Here is a 20,554-nt window from a genome sequence, read left to right as displayed (position 1 = left end):
CTCCTTAACGTCCGGCCCGCGCCATCGATTTCTCGACGCGCCGGTTCAGCCACATCAACGGCCCGCACATGCAAACGTAGAGCAGCGCGACCAGCGTGAAAACACTCAGATTCTGGAACGTTGAAGACGCCAGCATCTTTCCTTGGAGGGAAAGCTCCGCCACGGTGATCGTCGACGCGAGCGAACTGTCCTTAAGCAGCATGATCATCGTGTTGCCGTACGAGGGCAGAATGATGCGCACGGCTTGCGGCAACGTCACACGACTCATCTGCTGCCAGTAGCTCATCCCAAGCGAGTGCGCCGCTTCTCTCTGCCCGCTGTCCACGGCCTGGATCCCTGCGCGAAAGTCCTCCGCCTGGTAGGACGAATACGCAACGCCAAGGCCGATGATCGCGGCACTGAGCGCGCTCAGCGAAAATCCCAGATCGGGGAAAACGAAGTAGACGTAAAACAACTGAACGATGATCGGCACGCTGCGCAGAAAGTTGACGATCAAACTGCCCGTGCCGCTGATCCAGCGACGATGGGAAAGCCGCATAACGGCCCAAAACAATCCCAGAACGGTCGAAATGACAAGTGCGCCGACCGTCACCAGGACGGTCATCCACACACCTTGAAGCAGGACCGGCAGGTACTCGAAAGCACGTTGAAGGAATTCGTTCATGATGGCATCCGGTCGCATGATGGACCGCGCGAAGCGTGCGCACGCACGGCTTCACGCAGATTCGGGCGGAAGCGCTCCGCCCGCAGTCGCTGCGCTCGAGCGACTATTCCAGATTCCATTTCTTGAGCATGGCCGCCAATTCCCCGTCGCTCTTCATTTGATCGAGCGCGGCTTGCAGCTTTTGTTTCAGTGCTTTGTCGCTTTGGCGCAGGCCGAGTCCGATCGAGCCGGGCAGCGACGCCTTATAACTCGTGACGAGACGCGCGCCGCGATACTGGCCTTGCCCCATGTAGTAGGCGAGCGTCGGAAAATCGGCGATACCGGCGTCGATTCGTCCGGCATTCACGTCCGCGATAATGCCCGGAATCGTCTCGTAAATTTTCACCTCTTTGAAAAGGCCGGAGGATTTCAGCGTATCGCCGTAGACGGTTCCGACTTGTGCTCCGACGACGCGATCCTTGAATTGCTCGTAGGAAACGTAAGGCTTCGCGTCGGCAGCCGGCACCACCATACCCTCCCCATAGGCGTACACCGGGTTCGTGAAGTCGATGACTTGACGGCGTTTGTCGGTGATGTACATCGACGAGGCAATGATGTCGATCTTGCGCGAAGTGAGTGCGGGAATCAGGGCGGAAAAATCCATCGGCTGCACGACCGGCTTGAACCCCGCACGCTTGCCTACCGCCTCGATCAGATCCACCATGAAACCCTGCATCTTCTGGGTCGACGGGTTCAGAAAGCTGAATGGCACGCCGTTGGTTTCGGTGCCGATGGTGAGCGATTCCTGCGCGAATGCCGGTTGGCCGGTCACTGCAATGAACAGCGTTGTGAAAGCGACGACGCGACGAAGCATGTTGGGCATTTGTCTTCCTCCAGATTGGGTTTGATCCATCGCGCAGTGGCTGGCGCCATCGGTCCCCGGCACAATGTCCGAACCCAATATAGCAACCGCCCTGATAGGCAACCTCCGTCGAAAAATAGCATCCGGCGGTATACCTTTCCTGTGTTTCACACGGGAGATAACATCGCAAACCCACGGAAATTCGCCTCACACAACGGCGTCGAATCCCATACGCCGCGCGCGTCACAGACTCCTACCAATCGAACGAATTCGTTGTCGCCGCGCATCGCGCGGCACCGTGCTTCGCCTATGAACCATAGGACGAAGAAGCTATCGTTCGTACGATGAAAGTTGCGTTCGGGGGCGCTACGAAAACCGAGTCCCGGTTCTTATTGGACTCGGTTCGACAGAGGCTTCGTCATTCCAGATGTCGGAGACCGAACCATCGACTATTCGGCCTGAAGAGGCAGCGTTTTCTTCATGAACACACTGTGCGGGTCGTCGAGATAATCCCCGAACGGGCCGCAATGGGCGTAACCGCATCGCTCATAGAGCGCAATTGCTTCCGGCTGCAAATTGCCGGTCTCGAGCACGATTCGGGAGCATTTGCGAGCGATCAGCTCGACTTCGAGGAACGCGAGAAGATGCCGGGCAATGCCATGGCCACGCTGGGCCGGTGCCGTGTACATGCGTTTTAGCTCGGCAACGTCACCCTGCATGACTGCGGCACCGCAGGCGATCGCCCCCGCCCCCGGCTGCCGGGCCACGGCGAACAGCACATTGGACTTCGAAAGTGCACCGATATCGATGCCATGGTGACTTTCGGCGGGGTAAAGCGGCTTTTGATACGCATCCAGCGCTTCGATGAGACGCAGCACTTCCGGCTGGTTCGCCGATTCCAGGGCGATGTTCACGCATTCGCCCGGGCTGTACGATTTCGCGCGCTCCGCGCTGACCGTGTAACGATGTCGGCCCAAGGCCGGCACGTACTCGGTCAATTCAAATCCGGATTTCGTGAGCACGCGCACGGAGGCAAGGTTCTGCGGCATGGCAAATGCACAGACTTCAGGCACTTTCAATACATCGAACGCATACCACAAGGCGAACTGCACCAACTCCGAAGCGAAGCCTTTGCCCCAGGCGCCCGGCGTGAAGGCATAGCCCACTTCGATCCCCCACGCCGGCGCGACCGGATCGACATACAAACCACCCCAACCGATGATGTCTCCGGATTTGCGCTCAAGGATCACCCAGGGCGCAAAACCACGACGAGCCCGCTGCGATTCATGTTCGTTCAGCCTGCCATGCAGCGAAGTGCAAGACGGATCGACATGGGTGTACTGCATTGCCGCCGAGTCCCCCATGAACTCAAATAGCGAGGGCACATCGGACGCCAGGAATGGCCGCAGGCAGAGTCGTTTCGTAAGCAACATATTCATCGGAATTTTTGGCTGACGGATTTAAGGAGCGATTTCCGTCTAGACCCGTCACCGATTCGGAAATTCCCAACCGAATGCGTGGTGACATTACCGCCATTCCGATGTTGAATCCCATCGGCCGAAAGACACCGGTTAGCGCGTCGATCCTCCAGCCTCGCCATGCATGAAACGACGGCAGGATGATCGATCTACCGAACGCGAAACTGCTCTCTCGGCTTTCCCTTGATCCACTTCGGCGTTCTGCCAATACCACACCAGGTTTTCCCGCTATCGGGATCGCGGTACTGAACCCGGCTCTTGCCGCCCCCGGCTCGCCGGAACCCAAGGTCTTCGGGTTCGATTTTCAATTCGTCCATAACAACGAGAATTTTCGCAATGGCTTGCTGGATTTCTTCGCGTCGGGCGCTTTCGATTGCCTTGTCCAACTCGAACTTCTTTTCGATAAGATCCTTGTAGGTATCCATGTTTTCCTCTGCACCGATGTTCAATTCGGAAAGCCGTCTGCAATGCCCGCCGAACCCCGTGCTATCGATTTTGCATATAGCATCGAGAATCGGTCCGGAAAACTCCATAATTGGATCGCGCATCGCACCTCGCCCGTCGCGTCGCCACAACACGCATGCCCTTGCCTCCCCGCAATTCCGGCGGCTGAGGCAAACTCGTGCATGAAGCCATCAAGCGACTACATCGAAGGTGCACCGTTATGCATTGCCGTCGCCCGAACCTGCTGACGATCGTCACATGCCTGTGCATCTTCACCTCGACAGCGCTAAGCGCCGCCCCCTTCTATAACGATCCGGAGAACAATGCAGCCCTCTGGGTGACATCGCACCCCAACGATCCGCGCGCCGCCATGATTGCAACGTGGATTGCGTCAGTGCCATCCGCCAAATGGTTCACCGGAGGGCAGGAAAACGTTCACGACGCAGCACGCCGATATGTCGATGCCGCGAGTGCGGTCGAAGAAATCCCGATACTCGTGGCCTACAACATTCCGGTTCGGGATTGTCACGGCGCGTCGTCCGGGGGCGCGAAGGACGAGGCGTCTTATCGCGCATGGATCGACGACTTCGCGCAAGGTATCGGAAGCGCAAACGCGATTGTCGTGCTTGAGCCGGACGCGTTGGCACAACTGGATTGCCTGCCCGACGACGAGGCACGAAACGCCCGGCTGCGCTCGCTCAGGTACGCCACGGCAAGTCTCAGACGTTTCGCGCCCGTGGCCCGCATTTATCTCGACGCAGGACACGCGGGCTGGATTGCGTCCGCCGAGATGGCTCGCCGACTGGACGATGCAGGTCTGAACGATAGCGACGGGTTTTCGCTGAACGTGTCCAACTTCTATACGACGCAGGCAAACACGACCTATGCAAATGCGGTGAATTCCGCATTGCAGAAAAATTACGGCTATCTCCGGGACACCTTGATAGACACGAGCCGCAACGCCAACGGGTCCATCGGCCAGTGGTGCAACCCTGCCGGTGCAAAAATTGGCGTGCAGCCCCAGCAGGTCTCCGACAACGTGTTGCTAGCGTGGATTAAGCGCCCCGGCAACTCCGATGGCCCCTGCGGGGTCGCCCCCGCATTTCCCGCCGGCGCCTTCAGTCCCGATCTGGCCATCAGACTGATCAACGGCAACTAGTGTGTGCCGCGCGAGGGCGTCGTGTCGTGCGCGCTCAGGGCTTCGCCCCGGCAAGGGCGATCCCCGCGTCACAGGCCGCGGCGCATCACCCTTACCGCACCAGCACTCGCCGTATCACCGCCGACTGCCCACGAACTCGAGTTCGGGCAGCACACGGACAGACTCCTTGCGCACGGCATCGAGCGCCGAAGGCGCCAAGCCCAATGCGCTGAGTATCGTCGGCGCGACTTGACGCGTCGACACCGGCGAATCGATTTCCTGCGGGAGAAAGTCAGGCCGCGACAACAAGAGCGGCACGCGCCGGTCGTCGTCCGTGAATCCCCCATGCTCGGCGAGCTTCGTGCCGCGCGTATAAATCACGCCCGGAACGACTTGCACGACGATGTCCGGCGTTCGGCTATTGCGAGGGCCGAATTCCGCCGGCATATCGGACCCGGCATAGACGCGCGCGATCCCGAGAGGACCTGCGTTCGCACGCAGCGCCCTGACAACCGGTGCAATGGCGGCGCGGTGCTTGAGCCAGATGAGTCCGACGTCATCGAGAACGGTTTTCGCAACGGCGCCGGGCGCCGCGTGATCGATGGCGTCGAGCAATGACTTCGGATCGACTCGACGCACCAACGAGGGATCCATCGGCGATTGACCGTGCTTTGACGTAATGACCACCAGCGTGGACGCCAAAAGCCCCTGTGCCCTGAGCGCGTCGACGATACGACCGATGGAAGCATCGATGCTCAACAATGCCGACTGGATGGCCTTGCCGGGTGTTGCCTTACCGTCGAGATACCCGTCTCCGGACTTCTGAGCCACACTCAGGTGCTGGAAATTCATGCCGAACAGCGCCGGCACACCGAGCTTTGCACGCCCCAGACTGTCACTGCCTTCGATCTGCTTCACCAAGGCATCGACCTTCAAATTGTCGTAAGCCGGGAATACGGGCAGTTTTTCGCCGACAGCGGCAATTTCAGGCGTGTAGAGATCGTCGACGCCTTCGCCGCTCGGGCCGTTCAGGAAATCATAGGCAAGGTGCTTATCCGCCCAGGCCGTCCGGCCTCCCGCTCGGTGAACGACCTCGAATATCGTATTGACTTTGAGGAACGTGTGCGGATACACCGGCGCGCAGCTCTGGCGCGGATCCCTCGGCAGACGCGCCGGATCGATAGCGCCGCCGCCGTCGAGCCGATGCGAATTGCGATCGATGGAGTCGTCGTAGACGACTTCGGCGCCACGGACTTCGCAGTGCGATCCGGCCGGGGACAGCGCCCTATCGTAACTATCGTCGTAATAAACGCCCGATAGCGCGGGACTCGCGCCGGTCGTCAGCGCGACCAGCCCCGGAAATGAATCGCTGGGCACGGGCGTTCGCGCGTTTCGATAGGCGATGGCATTGCGGGACAACCTGGCTAGCGAGGAATTCGGTTCGGCGGCGATGAACCGCGCGAGATCCTCCTCGTGCATGCCGTCGATGCTTATCAGGAGCACGTGGCCAGCGGTTTTCACCTTATGGCTGGCGACACGGCTTTCTTGTGCGTGGGAGGCCGACACCCATCCAGCACAAACCGCGAATGTCGCCATCGCAGTCACCCACCTATTCAGTTTTTTCATAGTGTTCACGAGACTCCGTCTATCCGCCGGTGGCACCGATGCTTGCCGGCCCCAATTGCGCATGCGACTGTACGAATCGATCGTGACGCCAAGGTGAAAGCAGCCTTTCCGAGATAACCGCCGCGTTCGCGCCCGTCCGCGCCCCCGCGCTGATTGCCGATCGCCGATGTCCGGCACGCAGGGGCCTCATCGCCTCATCACCTCACGGCCTCACGGCCCCATGCCCGATCGATGCGATGGCGGCGCCCGACATGCCGACCACCGCCATCAAGGTCCATGAAAGCGATACTTGGCATCGATCTCGTTTGACATGTCGCTCATGATTCGACGCTGGAGGCTTTCCGCGACGTGAACCGCTCCATTGGCCGTATCCAGGGAAAACTGATCCAGCAGTTGCTGCGCTTGCGTGGGAGACGTCTCGTAGATCGCCAGATATTGTTTTTCCATCGCCAGCCGCCGGGCCGAAACGTCGCTTGCATACTTGTCATAGGCGGCTCGCACGACGGGTTGGTACTTCGGGAAGTTCTGCATCGCCAACAGTTGCACCTTGCGGAATTTCCACAGCGCCGAGGCATCGTCGATCTCGACGGACGATTGGCGATAGCTTTCCGGGACTTTCGCTCCCCAATAGAACGGCACGTAGATGCCCAAGGCCGAGATACCGAAGTCGATATATTGCACGTGTGCCAATGGCATCGGCAGCGCCGGCCGGACTTGAAGAATATGGGACTGATAAGCCCGATAGACGGAAACCGGACGCACCGTGGCTGACGGATTGCGCGACGTGTACGGGTCCTGAGCCGTGCCTGCGTAGTAACCGCTCAGCGCACGAGCGACATCCGTGACGGAGAGTTTGTTCGCCGGCTTGATGAAGTCGTCGAAATCGTTGACTTCCCTGTGCCGGTTGTCGCGATCCGGAGAAAACGAAGACTGGACTTCGACAATGCGGGGATAGTTGTAGACCCGATCGAAATCGTTATCACGGCCAAAGACTTTCCGGAAATTGAACGCCTTGTCCTGCTGCGGATCGAACAGCCCATTTCGCTGAGCGAAATCGACCAGATCACGCGAAGCGATTACGTTTGCCGTGTCGGCGACGTCGATGACACCGATTCTCGACTGGTTTGCCGACACGAAATAGGCGTCGTCGGGCACTCTCACGGCAACCCACCGATGCCCGCCCGCATTTTCGAAATACCAGGCTTCGTCCTTGTCCACGAACGCGATGCCGAACCCCTCACCTGAACCGTAGCGATCGATCAGTTGGCCCAGTAGTATCACGCCCTCACGCGCTGACTTGGCTTGCGGCAACAAAATGGAGGGGATGACTTCCTCCACCACACCATCGCGCTTGCGATAAGGATCGACCTTCAGAACGCGATCATTGCTGAAGATGGTCTCCGTCGCAGAAATGCCGACGCCGTAGTCATTGAAGCCCGCTTCCTCGAAACTGAGTCCGCCTGTCCCCGGTTGCGGCAGTCCGCTGTACCCCGTCAGGTTTTCGGGCATACGGTACGAAAACGTGTTCTGGAATCGGCTCTGTACAACATAGCCGCCCTTGCTGGGCGGATGATAGACGAAGTCCGCGGCCCAGTCCTTCGCGCTCGGGGCGTCGGCGTTACGCGCCACGATAATCGAACCATCGATCGACGCGCCTTTCCCAACAATGATGGTGGTGCAGGTCAGTCCTTCCCGCGGCAATACGAGCGCCATCGCCAACCACACCATCCAGTGCTTAACTTTCATCTTGTCGAATTCCTATAGGGCAATGATTGGATCGGACTCAGAACCGGTGTCGGATTCCGGCCAGCGTGAGAAATTGGTGATTGCCCGACGCCGGCGATACGCCATCGATCGCTGCGACCGCGGCCGCCCCCGTCGAGTTGGTGCCACTCGCTCGCTGATAGACGGCGAGGAGATACGTGTCCGTACGCCTGGAAAGACTGTAGGTGCCCCCGACATTGAGCTGGCGGTAGCGCTGTGCGTCCCCGCCCGATACCCCACCGCTCGTGGTGAGGAATCCACCAACACCGAGTAGCAGCGCAGGGGTGGCCTGGTATTTCATGTTCAACTCAAACGTGTTGAAGCTGACGTTGCCGCGATACCCCTTCTCCAGGGGCGACAATCCCGATACGGGTGTGCTGTTCAGATGAGCGAAGATCACATTGCTGTAGACCATCCCGAACGTGAGCGCACCCAGCGCATACGACGCCCCCGCCGCAACCACTTGCTGCGACCCGGCGGACGCAAAACCGGAGAACACGTCGGACTGGGTGTTATTACCCGTAGCGCTGGCGCTTACATTGGTCCCATACACGGCATAGTTCGGACGCTTTGCGTTCTGGTAGCCGAAACCCGCTTTGAAATCGCCGGCGGCGTACGACGCCGCGAGCGAATAGACTTGATTCTGGCCTGGATGGCCGGCCACGCTGCCGAGTGAGTAAAGCCCGCCGACCGTGAGCCCTCCGTAGTTCCGGGAAGCGAACCGGACCGCGTTGTTGAAGCGGTAACTCGAGTTCAGGTTGTCGACATCGCCGGGGTGCTCGCCATAGCCGATCCCTGCCGCGGCCCAGTCCCCTCCCGACTCGAACTTCCCGACGAAATCGCCGATCAGCGGATAGTGCCGGCCGATGGTGACACTGCCGTACTCCCCGTCCAAGCCCACAAACGCACGGCGCCCAAAGAAGGTTCCGCCGTCTTTTGTCTTGCCGTTCAGGGGATTGAAGCCGGTCTCCAATGTAAAGATCGTCTGAACTCCGCCGCCGAGACTTTCCCGACCGCTGAACCCAATGCGGCAACCGGAAGCATTGCACGCGGTCAACTGATACGACCGCGCACCACCGGTGTTGGACACGAAGGTGAAGCCCGTATCGACCAGTCCGTATAGCGATACGCCGTCGTCGCAATGCGCGAACGCGGCGTAACACGCCGCAACCGATGTGACGATGATGCCGAGCGAGTGTTTCATATAAAAATTAGGAATACTTATTATTTATTCGAAAATTCATCCACATAACCTGGAAAGTCGACCGGCTTTTCTCCTTTTCCTTTTTCCCTTTTCCTTTTTCCCTTTTCCTTTTTCCCTTCCCCTTTTTCTACCCTGCCGCGTGTGCGCATCCATGCATCGGAGCGTCGAGCGGGATGTGCCATCTCAAAGCGGATTCTGGATACAGGATTCCGAATTCAGAATAGGAACGAAAAAATAATGCGTCAACGACGTAGCGCTAGGGACATACCCTGCCTGCGAGTGCGAGGCGTATCACCGATATGTCCCCGTCCGTGCGCCGCACGCTCAGGCGTTATGCGACCAACGCCTCCTGCAACCGGAATGTCGACACGGCTTCGTTGAGATTCTGCGTCTGCTCACGAAGCGAAGTCGCGGCGGCCGAGGCTTGCTCGACGAGCGCGGCGTTTTGCTGGGTCACATGGTCCATCTGCCCTATCGCCGCGTTGACCTGCTCGATGCCGGCGCGCTGTTGCTCGGACGCCTGCGATATCTCCCCCATGATCGACGTCAGGTTGGCAACGGCGGCGATGATGTCGGACATCGTTTTGCCGGCGCGCTCCACAAGCTCGGTGCCGGCCCCGACACGCGTGACGGAGTCGTCGATGAGCGACTTGATCTGGGTAGCCGCAGATGCCGAGCGCTGCGCGAGACTGCGCACCTCACCCGCGACCACCGCGAAGCCCCGCCCGTCGCTGCCCGCCCGAGCGGCTTCGACCGCTGCGTTCAGGGCAAGAATATTGGTCTGGAATGCGATTCCCTCGATGACCGCGGTGATCTCCGCAATCCGGCGGGCACTATCGTGAATGGCCCCCATCGTCTCGACGACTTGCCCCATGACTTCACCACCGTGCCCCGCAACGCTCGATGCCTTGGCCGCCAGTCCTTTCGCTTCCTGCGCGTTGTCACTCGTTTGCCGAACCATATTGGTCAGTTGCTCCATGCTCGACGCCGTCTCCTCGAGCGATGCCGCCTGCGCCTCGGTACGCTTCGAAAGATCGTCGTTACCTGCGGCAATTTCCGTGGCTGCGACACTCACTTCGTCGCTCCCCCCTTTCACGCGCACGAGCACCGCCGTGAGCTTGTCGGCGAAGGCATTGAAAGACCGGGCGATCTGCGCCACTTCGTCGCGCCCGTCGGCCGGCAACCGCTGCGTCAGATCGCCCTCGCCCGACCCGATGGCATCCATGGCGTTACGCACCACGGAGAGGCGGCGGAAAATCTTCGTGACGAGAACCGTCAGCATCAATGCCGCCATTCCCGCCGTCAGCACCAGCACAATCAACGATGTAGAGACGAGCGAACGTAGTCCGGCATTGGCGTCGGCCGCATCCAACGCGAGGATGAGCGCCCAATCCGTTCCTGCCACACTTTGCCGGAACAGCAGTTTCCGCCTGCCGTCGATCGTCGCGGGAAGTGGCGTGTCCGGCGTGGCCGTCAATTGGGCAAGCGACGCCGCACTCAATCCGGGGGACAGCTTTGAGATCGGGGCAAGCGTCAGATTTCGGTCGGGGTGGACGATCACCGATCCGGCCGCATCGACCAAAAAGCCGACACTCTCAGTAGTCGGGTGAATCACGTCGACGTTGGCGGCAACGCTATCCATGCTCATGTCGCCCGCAACGACACCGGCGAGTTCGTTGCCTCGAAAGAAAGGCGCGGCAAACGTGACGATCAGCTTCCCGGTGCTCGAACTGACATAAGGCGCCGTGAGTAAGGGTTTCCCCAATTTCACCACCTGTAAGTACCAAGGGCGCTGCGTGGGGTCGTAGTCCGCTTTGACCCCGGCCCGGTCAGAGGTCACGAACCGCTTGTCGGGATAACCGGCATAGACTTTGGTGAACCCTCCCGCTTGCGCCATCTTCGCGAAAGCCGGCGCGGGATCGTCCGTCATCGCCACGTCGCGCATCGATTCGATCAACCGGCCCTTGGACGCGACCCACTCGTCGATGGCGATCCGGTGGCCCCGCAACACGGCCTGCGCCGTCTGACGGATCTGCTCGTCGTTGTAGCTGCGCGTTACCCAGTAGTTGGCGGCGCCGGCAATGACGAGTGCGAGCACGACGATTGCGACGCACACGGCGGAAATCAAAGTTCGAATCGAAGAAATCATGGCTGACGACCTGCTGCGAAGCGGGTTTCCCTATCAATGGCAAGAACAAAGCAAGGGCAAAAAAAGGGCGCCGATCGCATACGACGTCGGCGCCCTTCTCAAGATGTTCTGCGCGCGATGCGCAGCGATTTACTCCAAAGCCTCCAGGTAGCGTTGCGCATCGAGCGCGGCCATACACCCCGAACCCGCGCTGGTAATGGCCTGGCGGTACACATGGTCCTGAACATCCCCTGCGGCGAATACCCCCGCAACGCTGGTCTGTGTGGCCAGCCCCTGGCTGCCGCCCCGGGTCACGAGATAGCCGTTCTGCATGTCGAGCTGACCGTCGAACAGGCCGGTGTTCGGCTGATGGCCGATGGCGATGAACACGCCCTGTAGCGACAGTGCGGTCGTCGAATCCGTCTCCAGATTGCGAACCCGCAACGCGTTGACTCCGGTGTCATCGCCCAGCACTTCCTCCAGCACGTGATTCCAACGAATGTCGACCCGGCCCGAACGCGCTTTCTCCATGAGCCTGTCCACGAGAATCGGCTCGGCGCGAAAACGGTCGCGGCGATGGATCACCGTCACCTTGCTTGCGATGTTCGACAGATTGAGCGCTTCCTCGACCGCAGTATTGCCGCCGCCGACGACGGCGACATGCAGTCCCTGATAGAAAAAGCCGTCGCAAGTCGAACACGCGGAAACGCCGCGCCCCATGAATTGCTGCTCCGACGGCAAGCCCAGATACTGCGCGGAGGCGCCGGTAGCGATAATCAGCGCATCGCAACTGTACGATCCGAAGTCGCCCGTCAACCGGAACGGCCGTGCACTGAGATCCACGCGTCGAATGTGGTCCGAGACGATCTCGGTGCGGAATCGCTCGGCGTGTTCCTGAAATCGCTGCATCAATGCCGGCCCTTGTACGCCGGCGCCGTCCGCCGGCCAGTTCTCAACGTCGAGCGTCGACATCAACTGGCCGCCTTTGGTCGGTCCCGTGACCAACAACGGCGACAGGTTCGCGCGAGCGGCATACACCGCTGCGGTATAGCCGGCCGGACCGGACCCAAGAATCAGCACCTTGGCATGTTTCATTTGTGAACTCTGCAAACGTAGTGCGCGGCCGAGCGAATCCGACCCGCTGTATTAACCCGCTGTATTAATTCAAATCATGGCGCTGTGAATCGCCGTGCCGCTGCACGCCAAAGGACGGGCCGGCTTGCTCGGCGACGTGTCGACCGGACTCGATGTGATCACGCATGAGCGTCGCCGCGAATCGCATGTTCCCCGCCTCGATGGCGTCGAGAATCGCAAGATGCTCCAATGCGTCCTGACGTCTGGGTTCGCGTGCCCGATCCTGTCGGTACTCGATCAGCCGGCGCATGCGATGAATGCGCCGCACCGCTTGCGAGAAGAAGCGGTTGTTCGACCAGTCGGCAAGCGTCTCGTGAAACTCGCGATTCGCCTCGAAAAGCGCCAAAGGGCTCATCGTGCGGAAGCCCGCTTCCGCCACGTGCTGCTGGCGCTTTCGCAACGCGAGCCATTCGTCGGTCTTCATGACGAAGGTCGGCGACAGCAACGCAGCGGGTTCCACGGCGCTTCGGAACACATAGCTCTCCTCGTAGGCGCTGAGCGAGTCGATCATCGGCATGAATTGCCACCCGTGACCGACCGAGCGCTCCACCCACCCTTCCTGTTGCATCGTGGACAGCACACGCAGCACGGCGGTACGAGGCGCATCGAAGCGGCGCATGAGTTCCGATTCGGAAACGATCTCGGGCAACTCGTTGGCGAGACGAACGCGTGCCATCGCGAGATAGAGCGCGTCGTCAGGCTGAACACCGAGACCCTCATCGATATCGACCGGGGGGCGCGCGAGCGAAAACCCCCGATTGGCGTCGTAACTCAGCACGCCGATGGCGTTCAAATGCCGTAAAGCCACGTTGACGGGCGACCGGGAGGTGCCAATTCGCGTCGCCAGACTCGATTCGTTCAATCGGTCGCCAACCCCCAACGCGTCCTTCTTGGCGATCGCCACGATTTCGCGAACGACACGCTGTTGCGTCGGAGTCAACGGGGTTTCCGGCAGATCAGTCATCTTATTGCCACAGTGCTTGAGGGATCGGGAGCCCGACGAACATCTCGGGATTGACCCGCGATTTTACGCCCGGCACCGCCGCACCCAACACATGGTCGAGCTGGCGCACATGCTGCGCCGTGTGCCAGGTGCTGCGCTCGATCACGGTCGCGGCGTCCTGCGGGCCGTAGTACGTCTCGATGTTGAACTCGCAATGCTTGTCGGCCTGCTTCTCCCACCACCGGGCATGGCGCGCGATGATCGGATCGGCATACGTCAGCAGATCCGGCACCGTCCGGATGTGGTCCAGCACGGCATCGGTCACTTCACGCGTATCCGTCATGCCCTCTTCCACCGACAGCAGGAAGCTGTCTGCGATCTGGAAGATGTGATAGCTCAGCTGGCAGTAGGTCCGGTCTCGCTCTGCCACCGGGCGCTGGTCGATGAGTTCGTCGGGAATCTGGGCAATCAGGCCGCGAGCGGTGTTCAAAAAGTACGTCCATCGCTGAAAAAGCTCGGGCACGGGCAGACGCTGGTGATCGAGTTTTTTGCCCACGAACGCCGCAACGTCATTGAGCGACTGACCGAAAATCGACTCGTCGCCACGGATCAACACCGGCACGCTTCGAATCCCGCGCTTCGCCAACTCCCGGAATGCATCCGGCTGCTCCTGAATGTTGATGGCCTCGAACGGCACATTGAGTTGCGCAAGCAACTCCTTGACTTTCACGCAACTGGAGCAACCCGGCTGCCAATACACACGCAACGCTTCCGACATGATGAACATCTCCTTGCTGGGGACGAGGCAAAACCTCTTGTCTGACGAACGGACCCAAGCCGGCGCGCAGCGATGGCTTTGCGTCAGTTTGATTGCATTTTTGTGAGTATAAAACTCCATCAAGGAAAGAGCAAGTTGCAATTGCATGGGGGCACTCTGTCGTAGCACCGTATAGGGGAAAACAATGAAATGAACCAAAGAAAATAAATAAGTCATTGTTTTACATAGAAAATAACATCATCCCCGGCATACTCCCCAGTCTCCCTATTTTTGTTTTCTTGACATTCGAAGAACGACGATCCATTCTGGATCCTGGATACAGTATTCTCGAAAGAGAGAATAAGATCCCGGATAAGGAATGGATAGATGCTTCACATCACAGATGAATTGATAGACGCGCACGTCACGGCCGAAGATGCCCAAACGGCGCTGCGCGAGAGTTTTCTCGCGTTCGGGCGCGGGGACGCGGCAATGCAGGCCCGTGTTCGCACGGAGTCGAATGGCGTCAAGCTGTCGACGCTCGGCGCGGTCATTCCCACGCAGGGGGTGGCGGGTGCGAAGGTCTACACCACGATTTCGGGCCAGTTCTCGTTCGTGATCGTTCTGTTCTCTGCGCTCGACGGCAAACCGCTCGCCGTACTCGACGCCAATGCCATCACGCGCCTTCGCACGGCGGCATGTTCGGTGATCGCAGCCAGACAGTTTGCGATCCCCGGATCGACGACCCTCGCGCTTTTCGGCGCAGGCACCCAGGGCCGCCAACACGCGATTCAGCTCTCACGCGCCTTTCCCATCGAGCGGATTCTGCTCCATGATCCGTACGTGACGGCCGATGCCGTCACCGAACTCTCGAACGCCTGCGACGCGCCGGTGCATGTGAGTTCCCCGCAATCGGCCGTCGAGCAGGCCGATATCGTGGTGACGGCATCGCGGTCGCAAACCCCATTGTTCGACGGCGCCTGGCTCAAGCCCAACGCGTTTGTTGCCGCGATTGGATCGAGCTTACCCACCACGCGGGAATTGAACGACACCACCCTGGCGCGCGCATCGCGGGTGGTGGTCGAGTGGAAACCCCAAGCGACAAGCGAGGCAGGCGACATCATTCTGGCGGCGAAGGCTGCCCTTCCGGACGACAAGCTCATCGAGCTTGCCGACGCGCTCGCCATGCCCGCCGATGCGCCCGCGCCGGGGCATCACGGCATCGTGGTCTACAAGTCGGTGGGCGTCGGCCTCGAGGACATCGCGATCGCGGGGCTCGCGTACCAACGCGTGACCGGGTCTGCTGGTGTTTCGGCTCATGCGCCGCATCAGGAGAATCGCCATGCGCCCCGGTAATCTCGCCATTCCGGCCGTCTATGTGCGGGGCGGCACCAGCCGCGCGGTGGTATTCAAGCGGGATGACCTGCCGGCAGACCGACGGACGTGGCCCGATATCTTCCGCGCAGTGCTCGGCAGTCCGGACCCCGAGAGCAAGCAACTGGATGGTTTAGGGGGCGGCATCACGTCCCTGTCGAAGATCGCGGTTCTCGCGCCCTCTACGCGAGAAGGGATCGACGTCGATTACTTTTTCGCCCAGATCGACCCGAAGTCCGGCGCGGTCCTGCTCGGCGCCAATTGCGGCAATATCTCGTCGGCGATCGGCCCATATGCCGTCGACGAGGGATGGGTGCTCCCCGGACACGGCGAGACGGTCGTGCGCATCTTCAACGAGAACACGTGCACACGCATCATCGCGCGATTCGACCACGACGCGCCAACGCAATCGTTCATCGCCATCTCCGGTGTCGCCGGACAGGGCGCACCGGTGTCCCTCACGTTCGAGCACCCGGGCGGCTCGATGGTCGGAGAAACGTTCCCGACAGGACACATGACTGACGACATCCGCCTGCCGGACGGTCAAACACTTGCGGCAACGCTGATCGACGTCAGTATTCCTTGCGTGATCGCCAACGCCGACGCGTTCGGCCTGCGGGGCGACGAATCCTACAGCGCCATGGCCGCGCGCGCCGATATTACGCAGCGCCTGGCCGATGTGAGATGCGCCGCGGCAATCGCGATGGGCTGCGCCAAAACGTGGGAGGAGGCGCAAAGCACGTACAAAAATGTGCCTGATGTCGTGCTCGTGTCTCGCCTCGACAGCACGCAGACCGGCATTCGCGCCCGATTCTATTCCTGCGATCAACCGCATCGCGCCGCACCGGTTACGTCGGCGATGGCGCTGGCGGCAGCGGCCTGTATTCCGGGAACCGTGGCGCACGCGGCCATGCGCACGTCGATGGAGACCCGCAACACCGCCGCCCGGGCCACCGGCATTGTCGACATTCATCACCCGTCGGGCGTCATGCGCGTCGAAGCCGATGTCGATCCGAACGACGGCCAGGTGCTGTCGACGTCGATCCTGCGCACCGCGCGACGCATCATGGAAGGCCGAGTCCTCGTGCCCGCCTACCTGCGCGGCATTGCCCCCTCACAAGGCGCATGCGCCGAACACCCCCAATAAACGCGTACAGGGCCGACAAGGCGTCTGGCCGCGCGAAATCCATGTTTCCGGAGACAAACATGAAGCGTCATCACCTTTCCACTTACATATTCGTCGGGCTTATCCTGGGCGTGATCGCGGGATACCTGATCAACATCTACATTCCGCCGGGCGCGAGGAACAAGGAAATTGCCGACGGGTTCAGCGTCATTGCCGACGTCTTCCTCAGACTCATCAAGATGGTGATCGCGCCCCTGGTATTCAGCGGCATCGTCACCGGCATGACGAACAGCGACGGCCCCAGGGAACTGGGGCGTATCGGCGGCAAAGCCATGCTGTGGTTCGTCGTCGCGTCGTTCGTGTCGCTCGGTCTGGGCATGACGCTCTCCAACCTGTACGGTCTGGGCGACGGCGTGAAGATGCCGCACTCCGGCGTTCCGGTCGAGTTCAACGGCGCCGTTTTCAGCATGAAGACGATGGTCTCGAAGATCGTGCCGCAGAGCATCGCGCAAGCGATGGCGCAGAACGAGATCATGGCCATTCTTCTGTTTTCGGTGTTCTTCGGTTTCGGTCTGTCCGCCGTGTGCAAGGCGAACGGCACGAAGGCGCTGGTGCCCGTGCTCGAGGAAGTGTTTCAGGTCATGATGAAGATGGCCCGCTACGTCATGTACTTCGCACCGATCGGCGTGTTCGCCGCCGTCACTTCGGCCATCGCACAACACGGCATTTCGGTGTTGCTCGTATATGGCAAGTTTGTGGGCGGCGTCTATAGCGGCTTCCTGATGCTCGGCGTGTTGATCATGTGCGCCGGCTACGCCTTTCTCGGCCGGAAGGTTTTCGAGCTCATCAGGTCGCTGCGCGAGCCGCTGCTCGTCGGCTTCTCGACGGCGAGCAGCGAGGCGGCGTTGCCGAAGTTGCTAGAACGTCTCGAGAAATTCGGCGTACCGCGCAAGATCAGCACGTTCATTCTGCCGCTGGCTTACTCCTTCAACCTCGACGGCGCCATGATGTATCAGGCGTTCGCGACCATCTTCCTGGTCCAGGCGTATCACATCGACGTCACGGTCTCCCAGCAAATCGGCATGCTTCTGGTCATGCTGATCGCCAGCAAGGGTAGCGCCGGCGTGCCGCGAGGCTCGCTCGTGATTCTCACGGCAATGCTCCCGACATTCGGGATTCCGGTCGAGGGCGTCGTGTTGCTGCTGGCGGTCGATATCTTCGTGGACATGGGCCGCACGGTCACGAATCTGCTCGGTAACGGTGTGGCTGCTGCGGCACTCGCCAAATGGGAGTCGAAACACCTGCCCAGTGACGTCCCGCAACCGGGCACCGCACCCGCACCGCACGCACCGAGCTTGCCGACGACGCCCATCGAGCACCCCACGGGCCTCGCCTCCAATCAAACCGCGATGCACTGACCGGCCGCAACCGGGGCATGCGCGACGACAAGCGCTCGCCCCGGCTGCCCCTCCTTCATCACGATGCCTATCCCCGCACGCCATGACATGGTCATCGAAGCAGTACTCTCAATTTGAGCGCGAACGCACCCGGCCCGTCCGGGATTTGCTGTCGGCCGTGCCGACCACCGACGCGAAGTTCGTCGTCGATCTCGGATGCGGCCCGGGCAATTCGACGGAAGTCCTCATCGACCGCTTCCCCGGGGCCGACGCGCTCGGTCTCGACAATTCCGCCGACATGGTGGACGCCGCGCGCAAGCGACTCCCCGACGTGCGATTCGATCTCGCCGACATCGGCGCCTGGCGCACGGACACACCTTGCGATGTCATTCTCGCCAACGCCGTATTCCAGTGGGTGCCGAATCATGCCGACATCCTGCCGAAAATCGCATCGATGCTGGCCCCCGGCGGCAGCCTGGCGCTGCAAATGCCGGACAACCTCGATGAGCCTGCGCATCGGTTGATGCGTGAGGTTGCCGCCGAATCGCCCTGGGCGGAAAAACTGGCGAACGCCGCCGCCGCGCGTGAGGCGCTGCCGGACGTCGCTTGGTACTACGCGTTGCTTCGTGCTGCGGCGTCGCACGTGGATATCTGGCGCACGACTTATCACCACCTGTTGACGGGCGGGTCGTCCGCCGTGGTCGAGTGGTTCAAGGGAAGCGGACTGCGCCCGTATCTGGCACCGCTGACCGAGGCCGAGCGCGCCGAGTATCTCACTCGTTACGAAGCGCGTATCGCCGACGCCTACCCCGCGCTGCCGGACGGCACCGTCGTACTCCCATTTCCGCGACTGTTCCTCGTCGCGACCCGATGAACTTCACCAGAACACGCCTCATGCAAGACGCCTTTCGTTCTCATTCGACGCGCGAAGCCGTGACGGTCTGGGGACGCCTCAACTCTCTGAACGTTCAGCGTGTCCTGTTCAGCGCAGCCGATCTGGCGCTCCCCGTCGATCACATTCCGGCCGGCGGGCAAGGCGGCAGCCTGAGTACGCCCGAGTTTCTCGCCCTGAATCCCAACGCGCTGGTGCCGGTGCTCAAGGACGGACCATTCGTCCTCTGGGAATCGAACACTATCGTCCGGTACCTCTGCCGCGCTTATGGACACGGCGCTGAAGACGCCCGCGACGTGGCGTTACAGGAACGCTGGATGGACTGGTACGGCACCGAAATTGGCAGCCATATGACCGCCCTATGGGGGCACACCAAGCGCGGCAAGCCCCTCCCCCCCGCGAGCGCCGAGCACCATTGGCGCAGAGCGACCGCGTTATGGAAGCTGCTCGCGGAACCATTGGAAGCCGCGCGTTTCCTCGGCGGCAGAGACCCTGGCGTCGCCGACTACGCCGTAGGGCCTGCCGTCCACCGCTGGCATGCCATGGCCCCGCATGACGACATTCCTCGCAGTCTGACTCGCTGGTACGAGGCGCTCAGCATGCGCCCGGCCTATCAGACTTATGTTTTGAACGCTCCACTGTAAGAGAACCCTATGTTTCCTATCGAACGATTCAACACCACCGAAAAACTGAGCAAGGCCGTCGCTTCGGGCGCATTCATTTTCGTTTCCGGGCAGGTTCCCGACAACGCGTCGGCATCGGCTTACGACCAGACGCTTGAGGCGATGAACAAGGTCGGGAAGTATCTCGAAGTCGCGGGCGGGGACCGCTCGTCGATGTTGCTCGCCGTGCTGTTCGTCAAGGACCTGGAGAATCTGGAGGAAATCAATCGTGCTTGGGGCGATTGGCTTCCTGCCGGCGTTGCGCCGGCTCGCGCTTGCGTGCAGGCAACGCCGGCCTCGTCGCAGTTTGCCCTTCAAGTTTTTGCCGTAGGACAAAAGGCATTCGCGACCGAAACTTCCACGCCGGATTGATCGCTCCCTTCCAACCTGTGCATGACATCGTGATCGCCCCTGTGGCGATCACGATGTTTTTGTTTTGAATACCTACCGACAGCATTCGACCACGACAAGACCGACGATGCCGCATTGCGTTGGTGAATAACGCCGACGGCGCCTGACGCCACCATGGCGAGCTATGGCGTTGAACGGTGACAGGCCGTGGCAGGAGACCTTATGAGAATTGGCATTCCCCGAGAAACGCTCGCCGGCGAATCCCGTGTCGCGGCGACGCCCGAGACGGTCAAGAAGCTGGTCGCGTCGGGACATCAGATCGTGATCGGACGCGGCGCAGGCGAGGCCGCCAGCGTACCCGACGCCGCTTTCGAAGCGGCCGGCGCCACGCTCGGCAGCGCTGCCGACGCGCTCGGCGCAGCACTCGTCCTCAAGGTTCGCGCCCCCTCCCCCGACGAACTTGCCCAGATCCCGCGCGGCAGCGTCGTCGTCGGCATGCTCAACCCGTTCGATGCCGAAAACAACGCGCGCATGGCCGCCGTCGGCGTGACCGCCTTCGCGCTCGAAGCCGCACCGCGCACCACGCGTGCGCAAAGCATGGACGTGCTGTCCTCGCAGGCCAACATCGCCG

General features: G+C 60.9%; 20 protein-coding genes. 8 read left to right on the top strand and 12 right to left on the bottom strand.

Annotated features, from left to right (window positions below):
- Window positions 1–4: 4 nt before the first annotated feature.
- The 4 genes from PAN31108_RS15545 to PAN31108_RS15525 all read right to left on the bottom strand — a co-directional run bounded on the left by PAN31108_RS15545 (window position 5) and on the right by PAN31108_RS15525 (window position 3,531).
- A complete protein-coding gene (locus PAN31108_RS15545) occupies window positions 5–664 on the bottom strand; it encodes an amino acid ABC transporter permease (RefSeq protein WP_150669722.1) in 660 nt (219 codons plus the stop codon).
- Window positions 665–767: 103 nt separating this feature from the next.
- Window positions 768–1,676: an ABC transporter substrate-binding protein gene (locus PAN31108_RS15540; RefSeq protein WP_246183987.1), complete on the bottom strand. Its 909-nt coding sequence runs from the start codon at window positions 1,674–1,676 to the stop codon at window positions 768–770.
- Between the two features lie 278 nt (window positions 1,677–1,954).
- The gene (locus PAN31108_RS27095; RefSeq protein WP_306440157.1) at window positions 1,955–2,938 is read right to left on the bottom strand and encodes a GNAT family N-acetyltransferase; all 984 of its coding nucleotides are present in this window, start codon (window positions 2,936–2,938) and stop codon (window positions 1,955–1,957) included.
- 194 nt (window positions 2,939–3,132) lie between these two features.
- Entirely contained in the window at window positions 3,133–3,531 is a 399-nt protein-coding gene (locus tag PAN31108_RS15525; RefSeq protein ID WP_150669721.1) for an H-NS histone family protein, read from the bottom strand.
- A gap of 116 nt (window positions 3,532–3,647) precedes the next feature.
- On the opposite strand from PAN31108_RS15525, the gene PAN31108_RS15520 reads away from it, so the two are divergent.
- Window positions 3,648–4,586: a glycoside hydrolase family 6 protein gene (locus PAN31108_RS15520; protein ID WP_150669720.1), complete on the top strand. Its 939-nt coding sequence runs from the start codon at window positions 3,648–3,650 to the stop codon at window positions 4,584–4,586.
- A gap of 114 nt (window positions 4,587–4,700) precedes the next feature.
- On the opposite strand, the gene PAN31108_RS15515 is transcribed toward PAN31108_RS15520, so the two are convergent.
- The 8 genes from PAN31108_RS15515 to PAN31108_RS15485 form a co-directional block, all read right to left on the bottom strand.
- Window positions 4,701–6,068, bottom strand: coding sequence for an alkaline phosphatase family protein (locus tag PAN31108_RS15515; protein WP_217426312.1), 1,368 nt, complete (start codon window positions 6,066–6,068; stop codon window positions 4,701–4,703).
- A gap of 390 nt (window positions 6,069–6,458) precedes the next feature.
- Complete coding sequence (locus tag PAN31108_RS15510; protein WP_246183986.1) at window positions 6,459–7,904, bottom strand: C69 family dipeptidase; 1,446 nt, start codon at window positions 7,902–7,904, stop codon at window positions 6,459–6,461.
- A 70-nt stretch (window positions 7,905–7,974) separates the two neighbouring features.
- Window positions 7,975–9,159 (bottom strand): porin, encoded by a 1,185-nt coding sequence (locus PAN31108_RS15505; RefSeq protein WP_150669718.1) that lies wholly within the window; start codon window positions 9,157–9,159, stop codon window positions 7,975–7,977.
- Window positions 9,160–9,179: 20 nt separating this feature from the next.
- A complete protein-coding gene (locus PAN31108_RS26395; protein WP_174995007.1) occupies window positions 9,180–9,341 on the bottom strand; it encodes a hypothetical protein in 162 nt (53 codons plus the stop codon).
- Between the two features lie 149 nt (window positions 9,342–9,490).
- The gene (locus PAN31108_RS15500; RefSeq protein ID WP_150669717.1) at window positions 9,491–11,308 is read right to left on the bottom strand and encodes a methyl-accepting chemotaxis protein; all 1,818 of its coding nucleotides are present in this window, start codon (window positions 11,306–11,308) and stop codon (window positions 9,491–9,493) included.
- A 129-nt stretch (window positions 11,309–11,437) separates the two neighbouring features.
- Entirely contained in the window at window positions 11,438–12,382 is a 945-nt protein-coding gene (gene trxB / locus PAN31108_RS15495) for a thioredoxin-disulfide reductase (RefSeq protein ID WP_150669716.1), read from the bottom strand.
- Between the two features lie 64 nt (window positions 12,383–12,446).
- On the bottom strand, window positions 12,447–13,361 hold the full coding sequence (locus PAN31108_RS15490) for a GntR family transcriptional regulator (RefSeq protein ID WP_217426311.1): 915 nt from the start codon (window positions 13,359–13,361) through the stop codon (window positions 12,447–12,449).
- 25 nt (window positions 13,362–13,386) lie between these two features.
- Window positions 13,387–14,142: a glutaredoxin family protein gene (locus tag PAN31108_RS15485; RefSeq protein WP_174995005.1), complete on the bottom strand. Its 756-nt coding sequence runs from the start codon at window positions 14,140–14,142 to the stop codon at window positions 13,387–13,389.
- Between the two features lie 366 nt (window positions 14,143–14,508).
- Between PAN31108_RS15485 and PAN31108_RS15480 the strand changes: the two genes are divergently transcribed.
- The 7 genes from PAN31108_RS15480 to PAN31108_RS15450 form a co-directional block, all read left to right on the top strand.
- A complete protein-coding gene (locus tag PAN31108_RS15480) occupies window positions 14,509–15,477 on the top strand; it encodes an ornithine cyclodeaminase family protein (protein ID WP_150669713.1) in 969 nt (322 codons plus the stop codon).
- The gene (locus PAN31108_RS15475) at window positions 15,464–16,642 is read left to right on the top strand and encodes a PrpF domain-containing protein (RefSeq protein WP_174995004.1); all 1,179 of its coding nucleotides are present in this window, start codon (window positions 15,464–15,466) and stop codon (window positions 16,640–16,642) included. The genes PAN31108_RS15480 and PAN31108_RS15475 overlap by 14 nt, the downstream gene beginning before the upstream one ends.
- A gap of 59 nt (window positions 16,643–16,701) precedes the next feature.
- Window positions 16,702–18,039, top strand: coding sequence for a dicarboxylate/amino acid:cation symporter (locus PAN31108_RS15470; protein WP_174995003.1), 1,338 nt, complete (start codon window positions 16,702–16,704; stop codon window positions 18,037–18,039).
- 82 nt (window positions 18,040–18,121) lie between these two features.
- Window positions 18,122–18,892, top strand: coding sequence for a trans-aconitate 2-methyltransferase (gene tam, locus PAN31108_RS15465; RefSeq protein WP_150669710.1), 771 nt, complete (start codon window positions 18,122–18,124; stop codon window positions 18,890–18,892).
- A complete protein-coding gene (locus PAN31108_RS15460) occupies window positions 18,889–19,554 on the top strand; it encodes a glutathione S-transferase family protein (protein WP_150669709.1) in 666 nt (221 codons plus the stop codon). Before tam ends, PAN31108_RS15460 begins: the two co-directional genes overlap by 4 nt.
- A gap of 9 nt (window positions 19,555–19,563) precedes the next feature.
- Window positions 19,564–19,944 (top strand): Rid family hydrolase, encoded by a 381-nt coding sequence (locus PAN31108_RS15455; RefSeq protein WP_150669708.1) that lies wholly within the window; start codon window positions 19,564–19,566, stop codon window positions 19,942–19,944.
- Window positions 19,945–20,145: 201 nt separating this feature from the next.
- A partial coding sequence (locus tag PAN31108_RS15450; protein ID WP_503124996.1) for a Rossmann-fold NAD(P)-binding domain-containing protein occupies window positions 20,146–20,554 on the top strand: 409 nt, incomplete at its 3' end.

Origin of the sequence: Pandoraea anhela (assembly GCF_902459655.1) — a bacterium.
Classification (GTDB): Bacteria; Pseudomonadota; Gammaproteobacteria; order Burkholderiales; family Burkholderiaceae; genus Pandoraea; species Pandoraea anhela.
The sequence above is the reverse complement of the archived record's forward strand: the minus strand, read 5'-3'. Positions and strand labels throughout refer to the sequence as shown.

Coding starts and splice junctions, on each gene's coding strand:
- PAN31108_RS15455 (WP_150669708.1), top strand. CDS start 19,564: ATGTTTCCTATCGAACGATTCAACACCACCGAAAAACTGAGCAAGGCC.
- PAN31108_RS15545 (WP_150669722.1), bottom strand. CDS start 664: ATGAACGAATTCCTTCAACGTGCTTTCGAGTACCTGCCGGTCCTGCTT.
- PAN31108_RS15525 (WP_150669721.1), bottom strand. CDS start 3,531: ATGCGCGATCCAATTATGGAGTTTTCCGGACCGATTCTCGATGCTATA.
- PAN31108_RS15510 (WP_246183986.1), bottom strand. CDS start 7,904: ATGGCGCTCGTATTGCCGCGGGAAGGACTGACCTGCACCACCATCATT.
- PAN31108_RS15485 (WP_174995005.1), bottom strand. CDS start 14,142: ATGTCGGAAGCGTTGCGTGTGTATTGGCAGCCGGGTTGCTCCAGTTGC.
- PAN31108_RS27095 (WP_306440157.1), bottom strand. CDS start 2,938: ATGTTGCTTACGAAACGACTCTGCCTGCGGCCATTCCTGGCGTCCGAT.
- tam (WP_150669710.1), top strand. CDS start 18,122: ATGACATGGTCATCGAAGCAGTACTCTCAATTTGAGCGCGAACGCACC.
- PAN31108_RS15480 (WP_150669713.1), top strand. CDS start 14,509: ATGCTTCACATCACAGATGAATTGATAGACGCGCACGTCACGGCCGAA.
- PAN31108_RS15520 (WP_150669720.1), top strand. CDS start 3,648: ATGCATTGCCGTCGCCCGAACCTGCTGACGATCGTCACATGCCTGTGC.
- PAN31108_RS15505 (WP_150669718.1), bottom strand. CDS start 9,159: ATGAAACACTCGCTCGGCATCATCGTCACATCGGTTGCGGCGTGTTAC.
- PAN31108_RS15475 (WP_174995004.1), top strand. CDS start 15,464: ATGCGCCCCGGTAATCTCGCCATTCCGGCCGTCTATGTGCGGGGCGGC.
- PAN31108_RS26395 (WP_174995007.1), bottom strand. CDS start 9,341: ATGGCACATCCCGCTCGACGCTCCGATGCATGGATGCGCACACGCGGC.
- PAN31108_RS15460 (WP_150669709.1), top strand. CDS start 18,889: ATGAACTTCACCAGAACACGCCTCATGCAAGACGCCTTTCGTTCTCAT.
- trxB (WP_150669716.1), bottom strand. CDS start 12,382: ATGAAACATGCCAAGGTGCTGATTCTTGGGTCCGGTCCGGCCGGCTAT.
- PAN31108_RS15470 (WP_174995003.1), top strand. CDS start 16,702: ATGAAGCGTCATCACCTTTCCACTTACATATTCGTCGGGCTTATCCTG.
- PAN31108_RS15500 (WP_150669717.1), bottom strand. CDS start 11,308: ATGATTTCTTCGATTCGAACTTTGATTTCCGCCGTGTGCGTCGCAATC.